Below are 17,571 nucleotides of genomic sequence, written 5' to 3'. Positions count from 1 at the left end.
TGAGCAGCGGCACGACGACCCCGGCCCACGGCACACCGGTCCGGATGGCGGGCGCCCGATGAGCGGATCGCCGGTGCGGGTCCTGATCGCGGACGACCAAGAGATGGTGCGGACCGGGTTCCGGCTCATCCTGTCCGCGCAGCCCGGCATCGAGGTGGTCGGCGAGGCCGCCGACGGCGCCGCGTGCGTGGAGCTCGCGCGGCGCCTGCGGCCCGACGTGTGCCTGGTCGACGTCCGCATGCCGAAGCTGAACGGCCTGGAGGTGACCCGGGCGCTCGCCGGGCCTGGCGCCGTGGACCCGCTGCACGTCGTGGTCGTCACCACCTTCGACCAGGACGACTACCTCGACGAGGCGCTGCGCGGCGGCGCCGTCGGCTTCCTGCTCAAGGACGCGGGGCCCGGTCTGCTCGTGGAAGCGGTGCGCGCCGCCGCCCGTGGCGACGCGCTGGTCTCCCCCGCCGTCACGCTGCGCCTGCTGGCGCGCATGGCGGACCGGCACGGCCCGCGGTGCGGCGCGGCGGCGGACGGGGGGACTCCTGACGGCCTCTCGGAGCGCGAGCGGGACGTGGTCAAGCTGGTCGCGCGCGGCCGGACCAATCAGGAGGTCGCCGAGGAGCTGTTCATCTCGCTCGCCACGGTCAAGACGCATCTGGCCCATGTCCAGGCCAAGTTGGGCGCCCGGAACCGGGTCGAGATCGCCGCGTGGGCCTGGGAGTCGGGCCAGGTCGGGCCCCGCTGACCGGCGCGCCCTCAGCCGCCGTCCAGGGGCACGGGCCGACCGCTGCGGGCCGAGGCGTACCCGGCCGCCACCACGCGCAGGGTGCGCAGGCCGCCCGCCCCGTCGGCGACGGTCGTGCCGCCCTCCTCGGCCCCGTAGAGGAAGGTGCGCAGCATCCGTTCGTCGAGGTCGACGCCGAAGGGCAGCTCTATGCCGCGTCCGGTGCGTTCGCTGAAGCCGTGCACCTTCTGGTCGAAGGCGTCCATCTCCAGGGTGGCGCGCTCGGCGACGACGGTGAGCTCCAGGCCGCCCCAGGAGGGGTGGGAGCGGGGGTGGGACCAGCTGCAGTCGATGGTGGCGACGGTGCCGTCGGAGTAGGTGATGGCGACGAGGCCCGCGGTCTCGGCGTCGACCTCCCCGGCGTACAGGAGGTTGTTGGTCTGGGCGTAGACCTCGACGGGGCGGGCGTCGCCGAAGAGGTCGTCGAGCAGGTCGGCGATGTGCACGGTGTGGTCCATCAGGGCGCCGCCGCCGGACAGCGCGGGCTCGGCGAACCAGCGGCGGGCGCGGGTCGGCATGGCGCCGTTGTTCGCGCCGGACACGGCGAGGACCGGGCCGGCCTCGCCCGAGTCGACGGCCGCCTTCAGGGCGGCGTAGGCGGGGCTGAAGCGGACGGGGTGGGCGACGGCGAGGCGGACGCCCGCGGCGGCGCAGGCGGCGACCATCGCCTCGCCGTCCTCGACCGTGGCGGCCAGCGGTTTCTCGCACAGCACGGGCGCGCCGTACGCGGCGGCGCGCTCCACGAGGGGGCGGTGGCGGGTGTTCTCGGAGCAGACGATCACCGCGTCCGGGCCCCAGGCGAAGGCTTCTTCGTACGTGTCCGCGTAGGCGGCGCCCGCCGCGTCGGCGACCGCGCGGCCGCGCACCTCGCCGGGTGCCGCGAGGTCCGTGTCCGGGTCGCTGCCCAGGACCTCGATGCCGGGCATGCGGGCCAGCAGGCGCAGGTAGCCCGCCGCGTGGACGTGGGCGAACGACAGGACGGCGACCTTCATCGTGCTGCCTCCTCGATCTCGACGACGCGGCCCGTGCGGCTCGATTCGACGGCGGCGGCGGCGATCCGCACCGCTTCGACGCCGTCGCGGGCGCCGACCCGGGGCAGGGGTGCGCCGGGCTGCCAGGACGCGGCGAACTCGCGGAGTTCGGTCAGGTACGGGCTCTCGGTCATGGGGCTGGTGGGGATGCCCCCGGCGGCGGTGCGGGCGCCCCGGGCGGTGATGCGGAGGCCGGGGACCGCGGTCGAGTCGTGCTGCAGCAGGCCGTCCGCGCCCGCGACCCGGAACGTGGTGCGGAACGGCTGGTCGGGCAGCCCCCACAGGCCGCTGACCTGGCTGATCGCGCCGGAGGCGTGGGTGAGGACGGCGGTGGCGGTCACGACCTCGGGCGGCATCCCGGTGGTGTGCTCGGCGCCGCGGGTGCGGGCGTGCACCCGGACGACGTCTCCGGCGAGCCAGCGGGCGATGTCGATGTCGTGCACCATCAGGTCCATGATCACGCCCCCGGACTGGGCCGGATCGCCGAACCAGGGCGCCCAGCGGGGCCTGGCGCCGCCGCGGGTGAGGCGCAGCACGGCGAGCTCGCCGAGGTCGCCGCGCGCGACGGCCCGGTGCAGGGCCGCGTACGCGGGGAAGTAGCGCACCACGTGCGCGGGATGGAGTCGCACGCCCGCCCGGTCGGCGGCGGTCGCGATGTCCTGTGCGTCGCGGGCGGTGAGGGCGAGCGGTTTCTCGCAGACGACGTGCCGGCCCGCGGCGACGGCGGCCAGGGCGAGCGACCGGTGGGTGGGGGTGGGCGTGCAGACGTCGACGACGGTGACCTCGGCGAGGAGGGCGTCGAGATCATCGGCGGCGCGGACGTCGTGCCCGCGCCCGGCGTACTCGGCGGCGAGCTTCTCCGCGGAGCCGTCGAGGGTGTGCACGCTCACCCGGGCACCGAGCGTCAGCCAGCCGGGCAGATGGGCGCGGGCGATGCCGCCGGCGCCGAGCAGGCCGATGTGGAGCGGTGGCATGGGGGACTCTGCCTTTCCGTGGGGGTCTCGTGGGCGGGGCCGGGTCAGCCCTTGGAGCCGGAGAGGGCGACGCTCTGGACGAAGTGCCGCTGCAGGAAGACGTAGACGAGCAGCATCGGCAGGCTCGCGATGAGCGAACCGGCCATCATCACCGGGTAGTTGGTCTCGTACTGGCCCTCCAGGGAGGTCAGTCCCGCGCTGATCGGCATCTTCTGCGGGTCGGTGTTGACGATCAGCGGCCACAGCAGGTCGTTCCACGACCACATGGCGGTGATGACGGCGAGGGCGGCGAGCGCGGGCCGCATCAGGGGCAGCAGCACCGACCAGAAGATGCGCAGGGGTCCCGCGCCGTCGATGCGGGCGGCCTCCTCCAGTTCCTTGGGGAGCGTGAGGAAGAACTGGCGGAGCATGAAGGTGCCGAACGCGCTGAACATGCCGGGCAAAAAGAGCGCGGGCGCGGTGTTGAGCAGGCCGAGCGACTGGATGATGTCGTACTGCGGCAGGACGAGCAGGGAGCTCGGCACCATCAGGACGGACAGGAACAGCGCGAACAGGGCGTTGCGGCCGCGGAATTGCATGCGTGCGAAGGCGTAGGCGGCGAGCGAGCAGAACACCAGTTGGCCGAGGGTGCGTCCGGCGGTGTTGAGCAGGCTGTTGGTGAGCATGGCGCGGAACGGCAGCGCGGTGAAGACCTCGTGGAAACTGGACCGGTTCCAGTGGTCGGGCAGGAAGGTCGGCGGGACCCGTGAGGTCTCGGCGAGGGTCTTCAGCGCGGTGATCAGTTGCCACAGGAACGGGAAGACCATGACGAGCGCGCCGAGGGAGAGCACCGCCTGGGTGGCGAGGGCGCCGGTGTCGAAACGCTTGCGGGCGCCGCGTGTCGGGGGCCGGGCGGTCGAGGGTCGGGCGGTCGGGGGCCGGGCGTCAGGCATGGTGCACCCACCTCCTCTGGATCCGGAACTGCAGATACGTCAGGGCGGCGATGACCAGCATGAGCAAGAAGGCGAGCGCGGCGGCGGCGCCCTGGGCGTTCTCGATGAAGGCCCATTTGTAGAAGAGGCCGACGACGGACTGCGTATCGCCGATCGCGGGATTCTTCTCGGCCATCATGATGTAGATGAGGTCGAAGGTCTGCAGCGAATTGATCATGCAGATCACGGAGGCGAAGAAGAGGGTGGGGCCGAGCAGCGGCAGCGTGATGGAGAAGAATCGGCGCAGCGCTCCCGCTCCGTCGAGTTCCGCTGCTTCGTAGTAGTCCCGCGGGATTCCCTTGATGCCGGCCATGAAGATGACGAGGTAGTAGCCGGTCGTCGACCAGACCATGACCGTGCCGATCGCGTAGACCGCGGTGGAGGGGTCGGAGATCCAGTAGGTGCGGTCGGCGCCGAGGTGGCCGAGCATCTCGTTGACCAGTCCGTAGTCGCCGTTGTAGAGCCAGTTCCAGACGAGGCCGACGGCGACCGGCAGGGTCACGAACGGCACGAAGTACAGGGCGCGGTAGACGGGGACGCCGCGCAGGCCGCGCCGGTTGAGCAGGGCCGCGACGACGATCGCGACCGGCAGCGCGGTCAGCCCGATGGCGCTGTAGATCAGCGTGTTGCCGAGTGCCTGCCAGACCGTGACGTCCTTGACGACGCGTGCGTAGTTGTCGGTGCCGATGAAGGTGTGGCCGCCGAACGCGCCGAATTCGGTGAAGCTGAAGTAGAAGGTCTGCAGCAGGGGCCAGAAGTAGAAGACGGCGAAGCCGATTCCGAGGGGTGCGATGAACCAGTAGGCGACCCGCTGGTCGCGGGATCCGGGCCGTGCGCCGGACGCGGGGGCGCGGCTGCGCCCGGCCGACTTCGCGGCCGCCGTGGCGGGAAAGACACTCATGCGTCGCGTTCCTCCTTCAGGGCCCGGTCCATCTGTTCGCCCAGGGTGCGGGCGGCGCTCTCGACGCCTCCCTTGCCGCTGAAGGCGGCGCCGAGCAGCGGGTATTGGAGGCTCTCCCACACGGCGGTGTTCCTGGAGCTCGGGTAGGGGACCGCGTACTCCTGCATCTCGATGAAGTGCTGGAGGTCGAATTCGGGCATGGACCTGAGCCAGGCGTCCTGCGTTCCGGCGTACGAGGAGATGGTGGCGCCCGCCCCGGCCTGGATCTCGGCGGCCTCACGGCCCGCCATGTAGTGCACGAACCGCCAGGCGGCGGCCTTCTTGCGGCTCTTGGCGGAGATGACGTTCGCCAGGCCGTGGATGATGGTGGCCCGGCGGCGCCCCCGGGGCAGGACCGCGATGCCGCCGTGGTCCTTGAGCGCGGGCACGGCGTACATCTGCCCGGCCATGGCGGACACGTCGTAGTTCATGGCGACCTTCTCCGACCAGTAGCGCACCCGGCCGACGGACTCGACCATGGCGCTCTGCGGGGGCGACCAGCCGCGGTCGACCATGTCGGTCAGGAAGCGCAGGCCGTCGATGGACCGGTCGTCGCCGAAGCCGGAGCGGCCGTTCTTCAGGACGTATCCGCCCGCGGCGCAGACGGCCGGGTAGATCTTGAACTGCCGGTCCATCTCGGCGGCGAAGCCGTGCACCCGCCGGTGCGGGTCGGTGAGTTCGGCCGCCGCGGCACGGACGTCGTCCCAGGTCCAGGTGGCGTCCGGGTAAGGCACGCGTGCCGCGTCGAACAGCTGCTTGTTGTACCAGAGGCCGATGGTGTCGAAGTCCTTAGGCAGGCCGTACTGGGTGCCGCGGTAGGCGTAGAGGCGCACCAGGGGCTCGGGGTGGCGGTCCACGGGAGTGGCGTCGGCCTTGATGTGCCCGGAGAGCGGCTCCAGGACGCCGCCCGCCGCGTACAGCTGGAAGTTGACGGCGTTCATCCAGAAGACGTCGGGTGCCGTGCCGCCGCGCATCGACGTCTTCAGGGTGGTCCAGTAGCCGGCCCAGGGGGTGAGCTGGATCCGCACGGAGATGTGTGGGTTCCGCTTCTCGAACGCGGCGATGATCTTCTGCATGCCCGGCACCTGCGCCGGGTCCCACATCCCGTACGAGAGGGTGGTCCTGCCCCCGCCGTCCGTGCCGTCGCCTCCCGCGGAGCAGGCGGCGAGCAAGGGAGCCGCCACCGCCCCGCCGAGCAGAGTCCTTCTGCGCATCCGCGCCTTCGCCTCCCCTGGAAGTCGTCGGGCGCCGCCGGGGCGCGCCCCCGGGCGGGGGCACGCCGTCAGGACGCCGTGTCCGCGAGCAGTTCCTCCTCCACCTCGTCGAGCGCCTTGCGTACGGCGCCGAGGGCCACGCCGCGTTCGCCGAGCGTGCTCAGGGCGATGCGCGGCACGTGCAGGGTCAGCGGGCGCAGCCGTTCCGCCAGGACGGGTACGAGGTGCCGGCCGACGGGGGTGGCCCCGCCGGTCAGCACGATCAGCTCCGGGTCGACGGCGAGCGCGAGGGCGGCGACGCCCGGGGCGAGGCGCGCCGCGAAGTCCGCGACGGCGGCCAGCGCCCGGGGCTCCCCCGCGTCCGCCGCGCGGGCGAGGGCGGCGACCTCGGACTCGCCGGTGCCGCGTGCGCCGGGCCAGGCCAGGGCCTGTTGGGCGGTGCTCATGCCGAGCAGCGGCAGCATGCCCAGTTCGCCCGCGCCGCCGCGTCGGCCGCGGTGCAGGCGGCCGTCGATGGTGAGGCCGCAGGACACGCGGTGGCCGGTGAGCACGCAGACGACGTCGCCGACGAGGGTGGCGGCGCCCTGCCAGCGCTCGGCGAGCACCGCGAGGTTGACGTCGTTCTCGATCAGGGTGCGGCCGGGGCCGCCGTCGTCGAGCAGCCGGGCGAGGCCGACGCCGGACCACTCCGGTACGACCACGGAGGTGATGGCGCCGCCCGCGTCGACCATGCCGGGTACGCCCACGCAGCGGGCGAGGACGGCGTCCCGGCGGGTGGCGTGCGCGGCGAGGAAGGTCTCGATGCCGTGGCGCAGCAGGGCGAGCCGGTCGCCGCCGGTCAACTCGGGCGACACGTCGTCGCGTCGGGCGGCGACGACGGTGCCGCCGAGGTCGGCGAGGAGCAGCACCATTTTGTGCAGCCCTATGTCGACGCCGAGCACGTACCCGGCCTCGGTGCGGAAGCGGAAGTGCCGGGCGGGGCGTCCCGGCGGGCGGCCCCCGGTCCCGGTCCCCGACTCGCCGACCAGGCCCCGCCCGGTCAGTTCCTCGACGGCGGCCTCGACGGTGGGCCGGGAGAGGCCGGTGCCCGCGGCGAGGCCCGCGAGGGTCTGCGGGCTGCGGCGGTGCAGGGCGCGCAGGACGACGGTGGTGTTGAGGCGCCGCAGCGCGATCAGGTCGTGCCCCCGTGCCGGATTCCGCACCAGTGCTTCACCTCGCATCCGCGCGGCGGCAGCCGTTGTGACGGCCCCGGTCGCCGGTCGGCCCGTGAATTCCGTAGGAGAGTTGCACATCCGCCGCGCCCCGGGAACCCCTTCGACGGCGAGGCCGCGACGAGCGGTGCCGCGCCCCGACGTACGAGCGCCCCACCCGCCACATTTACGGTCCCCTTGACCATAAACAAATCGCCCTCTATCGTCAGCCTGACCAAAAAGGAGGGGGTTCCCGTGCCCGACATCACCCGCAGGTTCGGACTGCGCCACCTGCGCTCCGCGCCCACCGCCCACATCAGGCACCACAAGCGCGGCAAGCTCGTGCACGACGGCCCCGGGCTCAGCTTCTGGTTCCGGCCGCTCAGCGCCGCGCTGTCCGAGGTGCCCGTCGACGACCGCGAGCTGGCCGTCAGCTTCCACGCCCGTACGGCCGACTTCCAGGACGTCACCGTGCAGGCCTCCGTCACGTACCGGGTCAGCGACCCCGCGCTCGCCGCCGCCCGCCTGGACTTCTCCGTCGACCCGGACACCGGCGTCTGGCGCGGCGCCCCGCTGGAGCAACTCGCCACCCTACTCACCGAGTCGGCGCAGCAGCACGCGCTCGCGGTCCTGGCCCGCACCGACCTCGCCGCCGCGCTGGCCGACGGCGTGGCCACGGTGCGCGAGCGGATCGGCGCGGGGCTCGCGGACGAACCCCGGCTGCCCGCGACCGGCATCGACGTGGTCGCCGTCCGCGTCGTCGCCATCCGCCCCGAGCCCGAGGTGGAGCGGGCCCTGCGCACCCCCGCCCGCGAGCGGATCCAGCAGGACGCGGACCGCGCGACGTACGAGCGGCGCGCGGTGGCCGTCGAGCGGGAGCGCGCCATCGCCGAGAACGAGCTCGCCAGCCGGATCGAACTGGCCCGCAGGGAAGAGCGGCTGGTGGACCAGCGCGGCACGAACGCCCGGCGCGAGGCGGAGGAGAACGCCGCCGCCGACGCGGTGCGCGCCGAGGCCGAGGCGGCCCGCACGGTGCGCCTCGCGGGCGCCGAGGCGGAGTCGGTGCGCGCGGTCGGCGAGGCACGCGCCGCGGCACAGGCGTCCTGGCTGCGGGTGCACGGCGATGTCGACGCCGCGACCCTGAACGCGCTCGCCGTGACCCGGCTCGCGGAGAACGTGCCGCGGATCGAGCACCTCACCCTCTCCCCCGACGTCGTCACCGGCCTGCTCAGCAAGCTGGCCGCCCCGGACGGCGGCGAGCGGCCGTGACGCTCGCGCCACGCGCCGTCCTCGTCCACCGCACCACGGAGTACGAGGAGTTGCTCGCCCGGCACGGCACCCACGGGCAGGCGGCCTTCTTCCTCTCCTCGCGGGGCCGCGACATCCGGGAGGTGGCCGAACGGCACCACCGGGCGCACCGCGCGCTGGAGGAGGCGGCCGCCGCGGTGCCGCTGACCTGGCGGCAGGGCCGGGTCGAGCGCGCGGACCTCGACCGGTTCCTCTTCGGCCCCGAGGACGTCGTGGTCGTCGTCGGCCAGGACGGGCTGGTCGCCAACGCCGCCAAGTACCTGACGGGGCAGCCCGTGATCGGCATCGACACCGATCCGGGCCGCAACCCCGGCGTGCTCGTCCGCCACCGGGCCGCCGCCGCCCGGACGCTGCTCCCGGCGGCCCTGGACCGCCGCACCCCGGCCGACGAGCTGACGATGGTCGAGGCGGTCACCGACGACGCCCAGCGGCTGCTGGCCCTCAACGAGATCTACGTGGGCCCGCCGGGCCACCAGACCGCACGCTACCGCCTGGGCGCGGACGAGGACGGACCGGCGGACGGCGACGGCCGGGCCGCCGAGCCGCAGGCCTCCTCCGGCGTCCTGGTCGGCACGGGCACCGGCGCCACGGGCTGGCTGCGCTCGCTGTGGCAGCAGCGGGACAGCGCCCTGCCGCTGCCCGGCGCGGTGGAGGCCCGCCTGATCTGGTTCGTCCGGGAGGCGTGGCCGTCACCGGCCACCGGGACCTCCCGCGTGGAGGGTCTGCTCACGGCGGGCGAACGACTGCGCGTCACCGTCGAGTCCGACCGGCTCGTCGCGTTCGGCGACGGGATGGAGGGCGACGCGCTGGAACTCGCCTGGGGACAGACCGTGCGGCTCGGCGTGGCCGACACCGCGCTGCGGCTTGTCGGTTGACGAAACCGCCCGACCTGTGAAGATCCAGGTGGGGGTATGTGCGACCGGCGTGCGCGGATGCGGCAGGATGACGACCGCGCCGGGTGCGGACCTCTCGTCCCGGCGTGCCCGCACTCCCCGGAATCGAGCAGGTATCACAAGGTGACGACACATCACATACGCCGCGTGCCGCAGCACTCGTCCCGTACGACGGGAGCCGAGCGATGACCCGTGCGCTCACACTGCACGACTGGATCGCGGCAGGCATCGCGGTCGCCGCGGGCCTCGCGGCAGGACTGCTGCTCCGCGCCCTGCTGCGCTGGCTGGGCGAGCGCGCGAGCCGCACCCGGTGGAGCGGTGACGACGTCATCGTGGACGCCCTGCGCACCCTCGTGCCCTGCGCGGCCATCACCGCGGGGCTCGCCGCGGCGGCCGAGGCGCTGCCGCTCACGCCGCGCACCGGACGCAACGTCACCATGACGCTGACCGCGCTGCTGATCGTCGCGGGCACGCTCACGGCGGCCCGGATCGTCACCGGCCTCGTCGGCACGCTGGCGCAGTCCCGCTCCGGGGTGGCCGGATCGGCCACCATCTTCGTGAACATCACCCGCGTCGTGGTGCTCGCGATGGGCTTCCTCGTCGTCCTGCAGACCCTCGGCATCTCCATCGCGCCCCTGCTCACCGCGCTGGGCGTGGGCGGTCTCGCGGTCGCCCTCGCACTGCAGGACACGCTCGCCAACCTCTTCGCGGGCGTCCACATCCTCGCGGCGAAGACCGTCCAGCCCGGTGACTACATCCAGCTCAGCAGCGGCGAGGAGGGGTACGTCGTCGACATCAACTGGCGCAACACCACCGTGCGCCAGCTCTCCAACAACCTCGTCATCATCCCCAACGCCAAGCTGGCCAGCACCAACATGACGAACTACAGCCGCCCCGAGCAGGAGCTGTCGATCATGGTGCAGGCCGGCGTGAGCTACGACAGCGACCTGGAGCAGGTCGAGCGGGTCACCGTCGAGGTGGTGGACGAGGTGATGAAGGACATCACGGGCGCCGTCCCCGACCACGAGGCCGCCATCCGCTTCCACACCTTCGGCGACTCGCGGATCAGCTTCACGGTGATCCTCGGCGTCGGCGAGTTCAGCGACCAGTACCGGATCAAGCACGAGTTCATCAAGCGCCTGCACCAGCGCTACCGCGCCGAGGGCATCCGGGTCCCCGCCCCCGCCCGCACGGTGACCGTCCACCAGGGCGAGCTGCCCCCGCCGCTCGGCATCCCGCACCAGCGCGACGCCTCCCTCTCCCCGCGCTCCCCGCGCGTGCACTGAGCCGGGGGCACTGAGCCGACTGGCCGACCGCTCGGTGGCGGGCCCGGCGGCACCGTGATCCACTCGCGGACATGGGGCACGACCACGGCCCGTCCGCGGCGACGGCGGGCGGCACGCTCAGCGGGACGTACCGCAATCGCCTGCTGTGGACCATCGGGATCAGCGGCTCGATCACCGTCATCCAGGTGGTCGGCGCGCTGCTTTCCGGCAGCCTCGCGCTGCTCGCGGACGCCGCGCACAGCCTCACCGACGCGGTCGGCGTCTCGCTGGCGCTCGGTGCCATCACCCTGGCCCAGCGGGCGCCGACGCCCCGGCGCACGTTCGGCTTCTATCGCGTGGAGATCTTCTCCGCCGTCCTGAACGCGCTCCTGCTGGTCGCCATCTTCGTCTGGGTCCTGTGGTCGGCGATCGGCCGGTTCAGCGAGCCGGTGGAGGTCAAGGGCGGCCTGATGTTCGTGGTCGCGGTCGGCGGCCTGCTCGCCAATCTGGTGGGCCTGTGGCTGCTGCGGGACGCCAAGGACAAGTCCCTCAATCTGCGGGGCGCGTATCTGGAGGTCCTCGGGGACGCGCTCGGTTCGGTCGCCGTGATCGTGGGCGGCCTGATCATCCTCCTCACGGGGTGGCAGGCCGCCGACCCGATCGCCTCGATCGTCATCGGCCTGCTGATCGTGCCCCGCGCCTACGGTCTGCTGCGGGACTCCGTGCACGTCCTGCTGGAGGCCACCCCACAGGACGTCGACCTCGGCGAGGTCCGCAGGCACCTGACCGCGGAGCCCGGTGTGGTCGCCGTGCACGACCTGCACGGCTGGACGGTCACCTCGGGGATGCCGGTGCTCACCGCGCACGTGGTCGTCACGCGGGCGGCGCTCGCCGACGGGTACGGCGAACTCCTCGCGCGGCTGCAGCGCTGCGTCGGCGGCCACTTCGACGTGGCGCACTCGACGATCCAGCTGGAGCCCGAGGGGCACGAGGAGGACGAGGGCGCGCTGCACACGTAGCGGCGTGCGCCCGGCCCGTCCGCCGTTCCCTGCCGTCATCCCCGCTCCGTCCGCCATTCCCTGCCGTCATCAGCGAGTCGATTCGCCCGAGCCCGTCCCCTCTTGCCTATGTTGATCCGGACATGGCCCGCGCGCTCCCCCACCCGCCGACGAGCGCAGGACGTAGACCAACACGTAGACATGGATGCCAAGTTGAAGCTGACCCCTGACATGATCCGCTTGAAGTACGTCGCCCTCACCGGGCTCGCCGCGGCGGCGCTGCTGCTGGGCCCGACGACGGCCACCGCGGCCGGGCCGACGCCGCCCGCGCCCGCCCCGGCCGGTGTCGCGGCCACACCCGAGGCCCCGCAGCCGTCCCTCACCGCGCAGGCGTCGGTGAGCAGCGTGCGGGCCTCGGAGGAGTTCCGCGTCTCCGGGGAGTCCCGCGAACTGCGGGCCGGGACGCCCGTGACCCTGCAGCAGAAGCAGGGCGAGCGGTGGGTGACGCTGCCGGCCACGGTGAACACGACGGCGCAGGGCACGTACGCGATGCGGGTCAGGCTGCAGCTGCAGGGCCGCAACGCCCTGCGCACGATCGCCGGGAACGCCGGGAACACCGGGAACACCGGGAACACGATCTCGCCGGTCGTGTACGTCACGGTCCGCCCCTGACGGTCCGGGCCGGGCGCCGGTTCAGGCAGCGAGCGGGATGACCGTACGGTATTTGCCGCCCGTCGCCTGTCGCGGCGGCTCCTCGGCGCGCTCGACGGTGACGTTGTCGAGCTTGTTGTCGGCGAGCAGGCGGGCCAGGCCGTCGTGGGCGGTGCGCCAGACGTGGTCGGGGTCGGTGCCCGCGGCGCGGACCATGCGGACCCGCAGCGTCGACGGCGCGGTCTGCTCGATCTGGAAGAGCTCGACGCCGGGCATCCGGTCGAAGAGGCTGCTGAAGGCGAGCGGCGCCAGCCGGACGTCGTCCCCGCGGCCGGTGGGGAAGGTCAGGATGTCACCGGCCCGGCCCTGCACCCGGACCGCGGGCGATGCGGTCCCGCAGGGGCAGGGGTCGGGTCGCAGCATGACGCTGTCCCCGAGGTCGTAGCGCAGGAACGGCTGGACGCGGTTGGCGAGGTTGCTGATCAGGACGGTGTGCGAGAACTCCCCGGGCGGGGTGGGCCGGTGGTCGGCGTCGACCGGTTCGAGGAAGGCCCAGTCCTCGTTGACGTGGTACCAGCCCTCCGCGCAGCCGTAGCTGAGGTAGGTGCACTCCGTCGCGCCGTAGAGGCCGCGCACCTGGGCGCCGAAGGCCCGCGCGATGCGGTCGGTGTCGCTCCCGGTCATCGTCTCGCCCGCGGGTTCGACCAGGACCGGGTCGATGTGCAGGCGGCCGGCTTCCTGTTCGGCGGCGAGCAGCATGATCGTGCTGGCGTAGCCGATGACGAAGGCGGGGCGGTAGGCGTTGAGTTCGGCGACCAGGCGCTCCATCGGCCGGTGCACGGAGAAGGGGCGGACGAGCTTGCTGCGCACGCCGCCGTCCTGGGTGAGGCGGGAGTACGCGGCGAAGCCCACGTAGTGGCCCTCGGTGGCGACGAGTTGCGCGAAGCGGCCGCCGCGGGCGACGGCGCGGGCGATGCCGAGGGGGCCGAGCCAGGAGGCGAGCACCCGCGAGGACACGGCGGAGGACACGTCCATGTAGTGGTCGTCGAGCACGAACAGGCCGCGCCTGCCGCTGGTGCCGGAGGTGGTGGCCACCAGGTAGCGGCCGAGGAAGCGCCGGCCGATCAGATCGGGGTCGTCGGTGAAGGCGCGGATCTTCTCCAGGGTGACGCCCCGGTCGGTGGCCCAGTCGTCGAAGTGGTCCATCAGCCGCTTCTTGTCGGTGACGGGGAGCAGGGCCGGGTCGTCGACCCGCTCGGGCAGTCCGCTGTAGAGGTCCCGGTAGTACGGCGACGCGGAGCGGGCGTGGGCGACCAGGTCCGCGAGCCGTCCGGCCCGGCGCCGCGCGAGGGCCGGGGCGTCCTGCTTGCGGGCCCGGCGGATCTCCCGGGTCAGCCACGCCATGCTGTCGCTCATCGTCTTGCGCTCCTTCGGGGGCAGGCCCGGCGGCGGCCGGGGTGCCGGAGGGCAGCGGCGGGGTGCGGGTGGGCACCCTCCCCGCTGCGCGTGTGGGGGGTGTGCGCGCGCCCTCGGGGCGGCGCACGTCACGACGATCGCCCATGAGCCACGGGACAGCACACCCTGAACGAGGCACAGTCACCCCAAATGGTGAAAACGCCCTTTCCGGGGGCCTGTTGGCCGCCGGGCGACCCGCTCCGGGTGCCCCGCGCGTCGGCGGCGACCTGCCGATACCCCCGCGCCCGCCGTGCGCCCGGGTCGCCACGCCGGGGTTTCCCGCCCGGCACATAAGCCCACCGATGGCTGATTCCCGACCATTTCCGGCCGGTCGAGGCCACAAGAAAACAACAAGCCAGAATCAGAGTCGCGGCGCATCCGCACGGCGGCACTCCGAGGAAAACGGCGCTTTTCCGATTCGTTGCGTGAAGAAGTCGTGGTGGCGCAGGCCAGCGAAGTATTAACGAATTAAACCCGTGAAAAGTAATAAGTGGGCAAAGATCATGGCCCCTACAGACAGGCTAGAGCCGTCCTGGGAACCCACCGAAGAGCGACTGCAGCCCCCGCCCGCCCCCACCGCCACATCACCCACATTCACCTGCGGCGACGATCCCTTTGCGGCATCTGCGACGAGGCTCTCCGGCGACCGGATCCGCGCCCCCCGGAAGAGAATGTTAAGCATGCATATTGAAATTTACCTCAACCTTGCCGGGCGTGATTCGATCACATCAGAATCGCAAGGGAAACGATAGGGAATGGCTTATTCCGCCCTGTCTCTGTCTTAGTCACGTTGCCCTTTAAAGTTTGAGCTGCGCATGATCAGGAGCGGCTAAGCAATGCGGCGACACCGTTGTCAGCGATCCTGACGAAGGGAAAGATCTTGCCCGCCTCCCCCACACCCGATATGTCGGATACCTGGATACGTCGCTTTCGGCCCCAACCGGAAGCTGAAATTCGGCTGGTCTGTTTCCCCCACGCGGGGGGCTCGGCCTCCTACTACCACCCCCTGGCGCAGTCCCCCGCCCTGCGGCCCCACGTCGAGGTCCTCGCCGTGCAGTACCCCGGCCGGCAGGACCGGCGCAGGGAGCCCCTCATCGACGACGTCCCCGAACTCGCCGACCTCATCACCCGGGCACTCGCGCCTTTCGACGACCGCCCGCTGGCCTTCTTCGGCCACAGCATGGGCGCCGTCCTCGCCTTCGAGGTCGCGCGGCGCCTGCGCGACGGGGCCGGGAAGCAGCCGTGCAGACTCTTCGTCTCGGGCCGGCGCGCGCCCTCCCGCTTCCGTCCCGGCACCGTGCATCTGCTCGACGACGCCGCGCTGGCGCAGGAGCTGCGCCGGGCCGGCGGCACCGACCCCATGTTCCTCGACGACCCGGAGCTGCTCGCCGAGATCCTCCCGGTCGTCCGCAACGACTACCGGGCGGTCGAGCTGTACCGGTGGACCCCGTCCCCGCCGCTGACCTGCCCCGTCACCGCCCTGGTGGGCGACCGGGACGCGCAGGCGGCGACCGCCGACGTCGAGGCCTGGCGGGAGCACACCGAAGGCCCCTTCGACCTGAAGGTCTTCTCCGGGGGCCACTTCTACCTGAACAGCCACCAACAGGCCGTCACGGAGGTCGTCTCGAAGACCCTGGCGGACCACGCAGATCAGCTCGCGACGGCAAGGGGGAACGCGCGGTGAGGTACGAAATGCTGGGCCCGCTCCGCATCCGGGACGGAAACAAGTACTCCACGATCAACGCGCAGAAGGTGGAGATCGTCCTCACCGTCCTCCTCATCCGCGCCGATCAGCTGGTCTCCCTGGAGCAGCTGATGCGGGAGATCTGGGGCGAGGACCTGCCCAAGCGGGCCACCGCGGGGCTGCACGTGTACATCTCGCAGCTCCGCAAGTTCCTGAAGACCCCCGGCGCCCCGGGCAACCCCGTCGAGACCCGCGCGCCGGGGTACGTGCTGCACAAGGGCGACGACCGGATCGACGCCCAGGTCTTTCCCGAACTGGTCGACGTCGGGCGCTCGTTGCTCCGCGAGCAGCGGTACGACGAGGCGGCCTCCTGTTTCGGGCAGGCCCTCTCGCTGTGGCGCGGTCCCATCCTCGGCCAGGGCGGCAACGGCACCGAGGCCAACGGCCCGATCATCGACGGGTTCTCGACCTGGCTGACCGAGATCCGCCTGGAGTGTCAGGAGATGCTGGTCGAGTGTCAGCTCCACCTGGGCAGGCACCGCGAGGCGGTGGGCATGCTGTACGCCCTCACCGCCGAGAACCCGATGTGCGAGGCGTTCTACCGTCAGCTCATGCTGGCCCTCTACCGCTCCGAGCGGCAGGCCGACGCGCTGAAGGTGTACCAGTCCGTGCGCAAGACGCTCAACGAGGAGCTGGGACTCGAACCGGGGCGCCCGCTCCAGGACCTGCAGCGGGCGATCCTCTCGGGTGACATGCACCTGATGTCACCGACCCTCGCGCTCTCCGGCCACTGACCGGAGGGGCCGGAGAGGCCTGAGGGGCACGCGGTGCCGGTGCGCCCGGCGAGACGTACGTATGCGGAGGAGACGTACGACCTCAGAAGGCGCACCGCAGGTGCTTGATGCCCTCGATGAAGCTGGAGTCGAGCCTCCGGGGCTGCCCCACGGCGTGGATCCGCGGCAGCTCGGCGAGGAGCTCGCGGTAGAGGGCGGTGATCTCCATCCGGGCGAGGTGGGCCCCGAGACAGACGTGCGGGCCCACCGCACCGAACGTGACATGGGAGTTGGCACCGCGCGTGATGTCGAAACGGTACGGGTCCGGGAACACCTTCTCGTCCCGGTTCCCCGACCAGTAGAAGAGGAAGATCCGGTCGCCCCTGCGGAACCGGTGGCCGTTCATGTCGCAGTCGCGGGTGGCGACGCGACGCATCCAGTTGATGGGGGTCGAGACCCGCAGCACCTCCTCGACCGCGTCCTTCGCGTACCGGTCGAAGTCGGAGAGCAGCAGCTCCTTCTGCTCGGGGTGCTCGGTGAGCAGCACCAGGGCGTGCGAGATGGCGTTGCGGGTCGTCTCCATCCCGGCGATGACGAGCAGGATGAAGAACGAGACGAGCTCCTGCCGGGTCAACTGCTCGCCGTCGGACTGGACCTGCACCAGCTTGGTGATCAGGTCCCGGCCGGGCGCGGCGAGCCGCTCCTCGCGCAGCCCGGCGATGTAGTCGCCCAGCTCCTTCGACGCCTCGATCACCGCACGCTCGGAGTCCGCCCGGTCGGGCACGTAGTCCGGGTCGAGCGGGCCCACGATCGTGTTGGACCGCTCGAAGAGGAAGTCGTAGTCCTTCTCGGGGATGCCCATCATGTCGCTGAGCACGGCGATCGGCATCTCCGCCGCCACCGGCCTGATGAAGTCCCCCGGGCCGCGCGCGACGAGCTCGCGGATGATGCGCCGGGCCGTGCGCGTGGCGACCGCCTCGAACTCGGGGACCATGTTGCGGCCGAAGGAGCGCGAGACGATGCGGCGCAGCCGGGAGTGCTCCGGATTGTCCATGTTGATCATCGAGCCGTAGTACTCGTCCAGCTCCGGCGGCAGGCCGATGATGGTGGTCGCGCCGACCGAGGAGAAGTCCTGCGGCCTGCGGCTCACCTCCACGATGTCCGCGTACTTCACCAGCGCGTGGTACCCGAACGCCCAGGGCACGCCGGGCATGCTCTGCTGGACGAACGCGGGACGCGGCAGCCCGCGCAACTCCTCGAACAGCGCCACGCGTTCCTCGTGCGGCCGCGCCCAGAAGGACGGGTCCACCAGGTCGGGGAGGGTGGCGGCCGGCTTGCTATCCGTGATGGGCACGATGCCTCGCTTCGCGTTGTCCGGACCGACGGCCAGACCCACCCACGCCCGTCGGCACGGCGGCTCGGCCCGGCCGCACCGGCGGCGTGGCG

At 72.1% G+C, this 17,571-nt stretch carries 16 protein-coding genes; 8 read left to right on the top strand and 8 right to left on the bottom strand.

The genetic code is table 11. The annotated features are described in order from the left end of the window. Window positions 1–58: 58 nt before the first annotated feature. Window positions 59–739: a response regulator gene (locus ACFYXE_RS07945; protein WP_389310141.1), complete on the top strand. Its 681-nt coding sequence runs from the start codon at window positions 59–61 to the stop codon at window positions 737–739. Window positions 740–750: 11 nt separating this feature from the next. Here ACFYXE_RS07945 and ACFYXE_RS07940 read toward each other — a convergent pair whose 3' ends face one another. From ACFYXE_RS07940 to ACFYXE_RS07915, 6 genes are all read right to left on the bottom strand, one after another. Next, a complete protein-coding gene (locus tag ACFYXE_RS07940; RefSeq protein ID WP_389310139.1) occupies window positions 751–1,770 on the bottom strand; it encodes a Gfo/Idh/MocA family protein in 1,020 nt (339 codons plus the stop codon). Beyond that, window positions 1,767–2,783, bottom strand: a complete 1,017-nt coding sequence (locus ACFYXE_RS07935; protein ID WP_389310136.1) for a Gfo/Idh/MocA family protein — start codon at window positions 2,781–2,783, stop codon at window positions 1,767–1,769. The genes ACFYXE_RS07940 and ACFYXE_RS07935 overlap by 4 nt, the downstream gene beginning before the upstream one ends. 44 nt (window positions 2,784–2,827) lie before the next feature. Continuing rightward, a complete protein-coding gene (locus ACFYXE_RS07930; RefSeq protein WP_389310134.1) occupies window positions 2,828–3,715 on the bottom strand; it encodes a carbohydrate ABC transporter permease in 888 nt (295 codons plus the stop codon). Further along, the gene (locus ACFYXE_RS07925; RefSeq protein ID WP_389310131.1) at window positions 3,708–4,655 is read right to left on the bottom strand and encodes a carbohydrate ABC transporter permease; all 948 of its coding nucleotides are present in this window, start codon (window positions 4,653–4,655) and stop codon (window positions 3,708–3,710) included. The genes ACFYXE_RS07930 and ACFYXE_RS07925 overlap by 8 nt, the downstream gene beginning before the upstream one ends. Continuing rightward, complete coding sequence (locus tag ACFYXE_RS07920) at window positions 4,652–5,908, bottom strand: ABC transporter substrate-binding protein (protein WP_389310129.1); 1,257 nt, start codon at window positions 5,906–5,908, stop codon at window positions 4,652–4,654. The genes ACFYXE_RS07925 and ACFYXE_RS07920 overlap by 4 nt, the downstream gene beginning before the upstream one ends. A gap of 68 nt (window positions 5,909–5,976) precedes the next feature. Continuing rightward, on the bottom strand, window positions 5,977–7,110 hold the full coding sequence (locus ACFYXE_RS07915) for an ROK family protein (RefSeq protein ID WP_389310126.1): 1,134 nt from the start codon (window positions 7,108–7,110) through the stop codon (window positions 5,977–5,979). Between the two features lie 243 nt (window positions 7,111–7,353). Between ACFYXE_RS07915 and ACFYXE_RS07910 the strand changes: the two genes are divergently transcribed. From ACFYXE_RS07910 to ACFYXE_RS07890, 5 genes are all read left to right on the top strand, one after another. Then, window positions 7,354–8,367, top strand: a complete 1,014-nt coding sequence (locus ACFYXE_RS07910; RefSeq protein ID WP_389310124.1) for an SPFH domain-containing protein — start codon at window positions 7,354–7,356, stop codon at window positions 8,365–8,367. Beyond that, on the top strand, window positions 8,364–9,281 hold the full coding sequence (locus ACFYXE_RS07905; protein ID WP_389310121.1) for a hypothetical protein: 918 nt from the start codon (window positions 8,364–8,366) through the stop codon (window positions 9,279–9,281). Before ACFYXE_RS07910 ends, ACFYXE_RS07905 begins: the two co-directional genes overlap by 4 nt. Before the next feature lie 203 nt (window positions 9,282–9,484). After that, entirely contained in the window at window positions 9,485–10,585 is a 1,101-nt protein-coding gene (locus ACFYXE_RS07900) for a mechanosensitive ion channel family protein (protein WP_389310118.1), read from the top strand. 71 nt (window positions 10,586–10,656) lie between these two features. Further along, entirely contained in the window at window positions 10,657–11,583 is a 927-nt protein-coding gene (locus ACFYXE_RS07895) for a cation diffusion facilitator family transporter (RefSeq protein WP_389310115.1), read from the top strand. A gap of 180 nt (window positions 11,584–11,763) precedes the next feature. After that, window positions 11,764–12,234: a hypothetical protein gene (locus tag ACFYXE_RS07890; protein WP_389310111.1), complete on the top strand. Its 471-nt coding sequence runs from the start codon at window positions 11,764–11,766 to the stop codon at window positions 12,232–12,234. A gap of 21 nt (window positions 12,235–12,255) precedes the next feature. Here the strand turns inward: ACFYXE_RS07890 and ACFYXE_RS07885 are convergent, their stop codons facing one another. Then, on the bottom strand, window positions 12,256–13,629 hold the full coding sequence (locus ACFYXE_RS07885; protein WP_389310108.1) for a phenylacetate--CoA ligase family protein: 1,374 nt from the start codon (window positions 13,627–13,629) through the stop codon (window positions 12,256–12,258). Window positions 13,630–14,572: 943 nt separating this feature from the next. On the opposite strand from ACFYXE_RS07885, the gene ACFYXE_RS07880 reads away from it, so the two are divergent. Together ACFYXE_RS07880 and ACFYXE_RS07875 are read left to right on the top strand one after the other, a co-directional pair. Continuing rightward, entirely contained in the window at window positions 14,573–15,352 is a 780-nt protein-coding gene (locus ACFYXE_RS07880) for a thioesterase II family protein (RefSeq protein WP_389310105.1), read from the top strand. Beyond that, complete coding sequence (locus ACFYXE_RS07875) at window positions 15,349–16,146, top strand: AfsR/SARP family transcriptional regulator (protein ID WP_361169507.1); 798 nt, start codon at window positions 15,349–15,351, stop codon at window positions 16,144–16,146. Before ACFYXE_RS07880 ends, ACFYXE_RS07875 begins: the two co-directional genes overlap by 4 nt. Before the next feature lie 82 nt (window positions 16,147–16,228). Here ACFYXE_RS07875 and ACFYXE_RS07870 read toward each other — a convergent pair whose 3' ends face one another. Further along, window positions 16,229–17,479 carry a cytochrome P450 gene (locus ACFYXE_RS07870; RefSeq protein ID WP_361169510.1) on the bottom strand — a complete coding sequence of 417 codons (1,251 nt, stop codon included), beginning with the start codon at window positions 17,477–17,479 and terminating at the stop codon, window positions 16,229–16,231. Window positions 17,480–17,571: the final 92 nt, after the last annotated feature.

Source organism: Streptomyces sp. NPDC002564, from assembly GCF_042889645.1.
Taxonomy (GTDB): Bacteria; Actinomycetota; Actinomycetes; order Streptomycetales; family Streptomycetaceae; genus Streptomyces.
The sequence above is the reverse complement of the archived record's forward strand: the minus strand, read 5'-3'. Positions and strand labels throughout refer to the sequence as shown.

Excerpts from the sequence above, each read along its gene's own strand:
- ACFYXE_RS07945 (WP_389310141.1), top strand. The coding sequence starts at position 59 with ATGAGCGGATCGCCGGTGCGGGTCCTGATCGCGGACGACCAAGAGATG.
- ACFYXE_RS07940 (WP_389310139.1), bottom strand. The coding sequence starts at position 1,770 with ATGAAGGTCGCCGTCCTGTCGTTCGCCCACGTCCACGCGGCGGGCTAC.
- ACFYXE_RS07935 (WP_389310136.1), bottom strand. The coding sequence starts at position 2,783 with ATGCCACCGCTCCACATCGGCCTGCTCGGCGCCGGCGGCATCGCCCGC.
- ACFYXE_RS07930 (WP_389310134.1), bottom strand. The coding sequence starts at position 3,715 with ATGCCTGACGCCCGGCCCCCGACCGCCCGACCCTCGACCGCCCGGCCC.
- ACFYXE_RS07925 (WP_389310131.1), bottom strand. The coding sequence starts at position 4,655 with ATGAGTGTCTTTCCCGCCACGGCGGCCGCGAAGTCGGCCGGGCGCAGC.
- ACFYXE_RS07920 (WP_389310129.1), bottom strand. The coding sequence starts at position 5,908 with ATGCGCAGAAGGACTCTGCTCGGCGGGGCGGTGGCGGCTCCCTTGCTC.
- ACFYXE_RS07900 (WP_389310118.1), top strand. The coding sequence starts at position 9,485 with ATGACCCGTGCGCTCACACTGCACGACTGGATCGCGGCAGGCATCGCG.
- ACFYXE_RS07895 (WP_389310115.1), top strand. The coding sequence starts at position 10,657 with ATGGGGCACGACCACGGCCCGTCCGCGGCGACGGCGGGCGGCACGCTC.
- ACFYXE_RS07890 (WP_389310111.1), top strand. The coding sequence starts at position 11,764 with ATGGATGCCAAGTTGAAGCTGACCCCTGACATGATCCGCTTGAAGTAC.
- ACFYXE_RS07885 (WP_389310108.1), bottom strand. The coding sequence starts at position 13,629 with ATGAGCGACAGCATGGCGTGGCTGACCCGGGAGATCCGCCGGGCCCGC.
- ACFYXE_RS07880 (WP_389310105.1), top strand. The coding sequence starts at position 14,573 with ATGTCGGATACCTGGATACGTCGCTTTCGGCCCCAACCGGAAGCTGAA.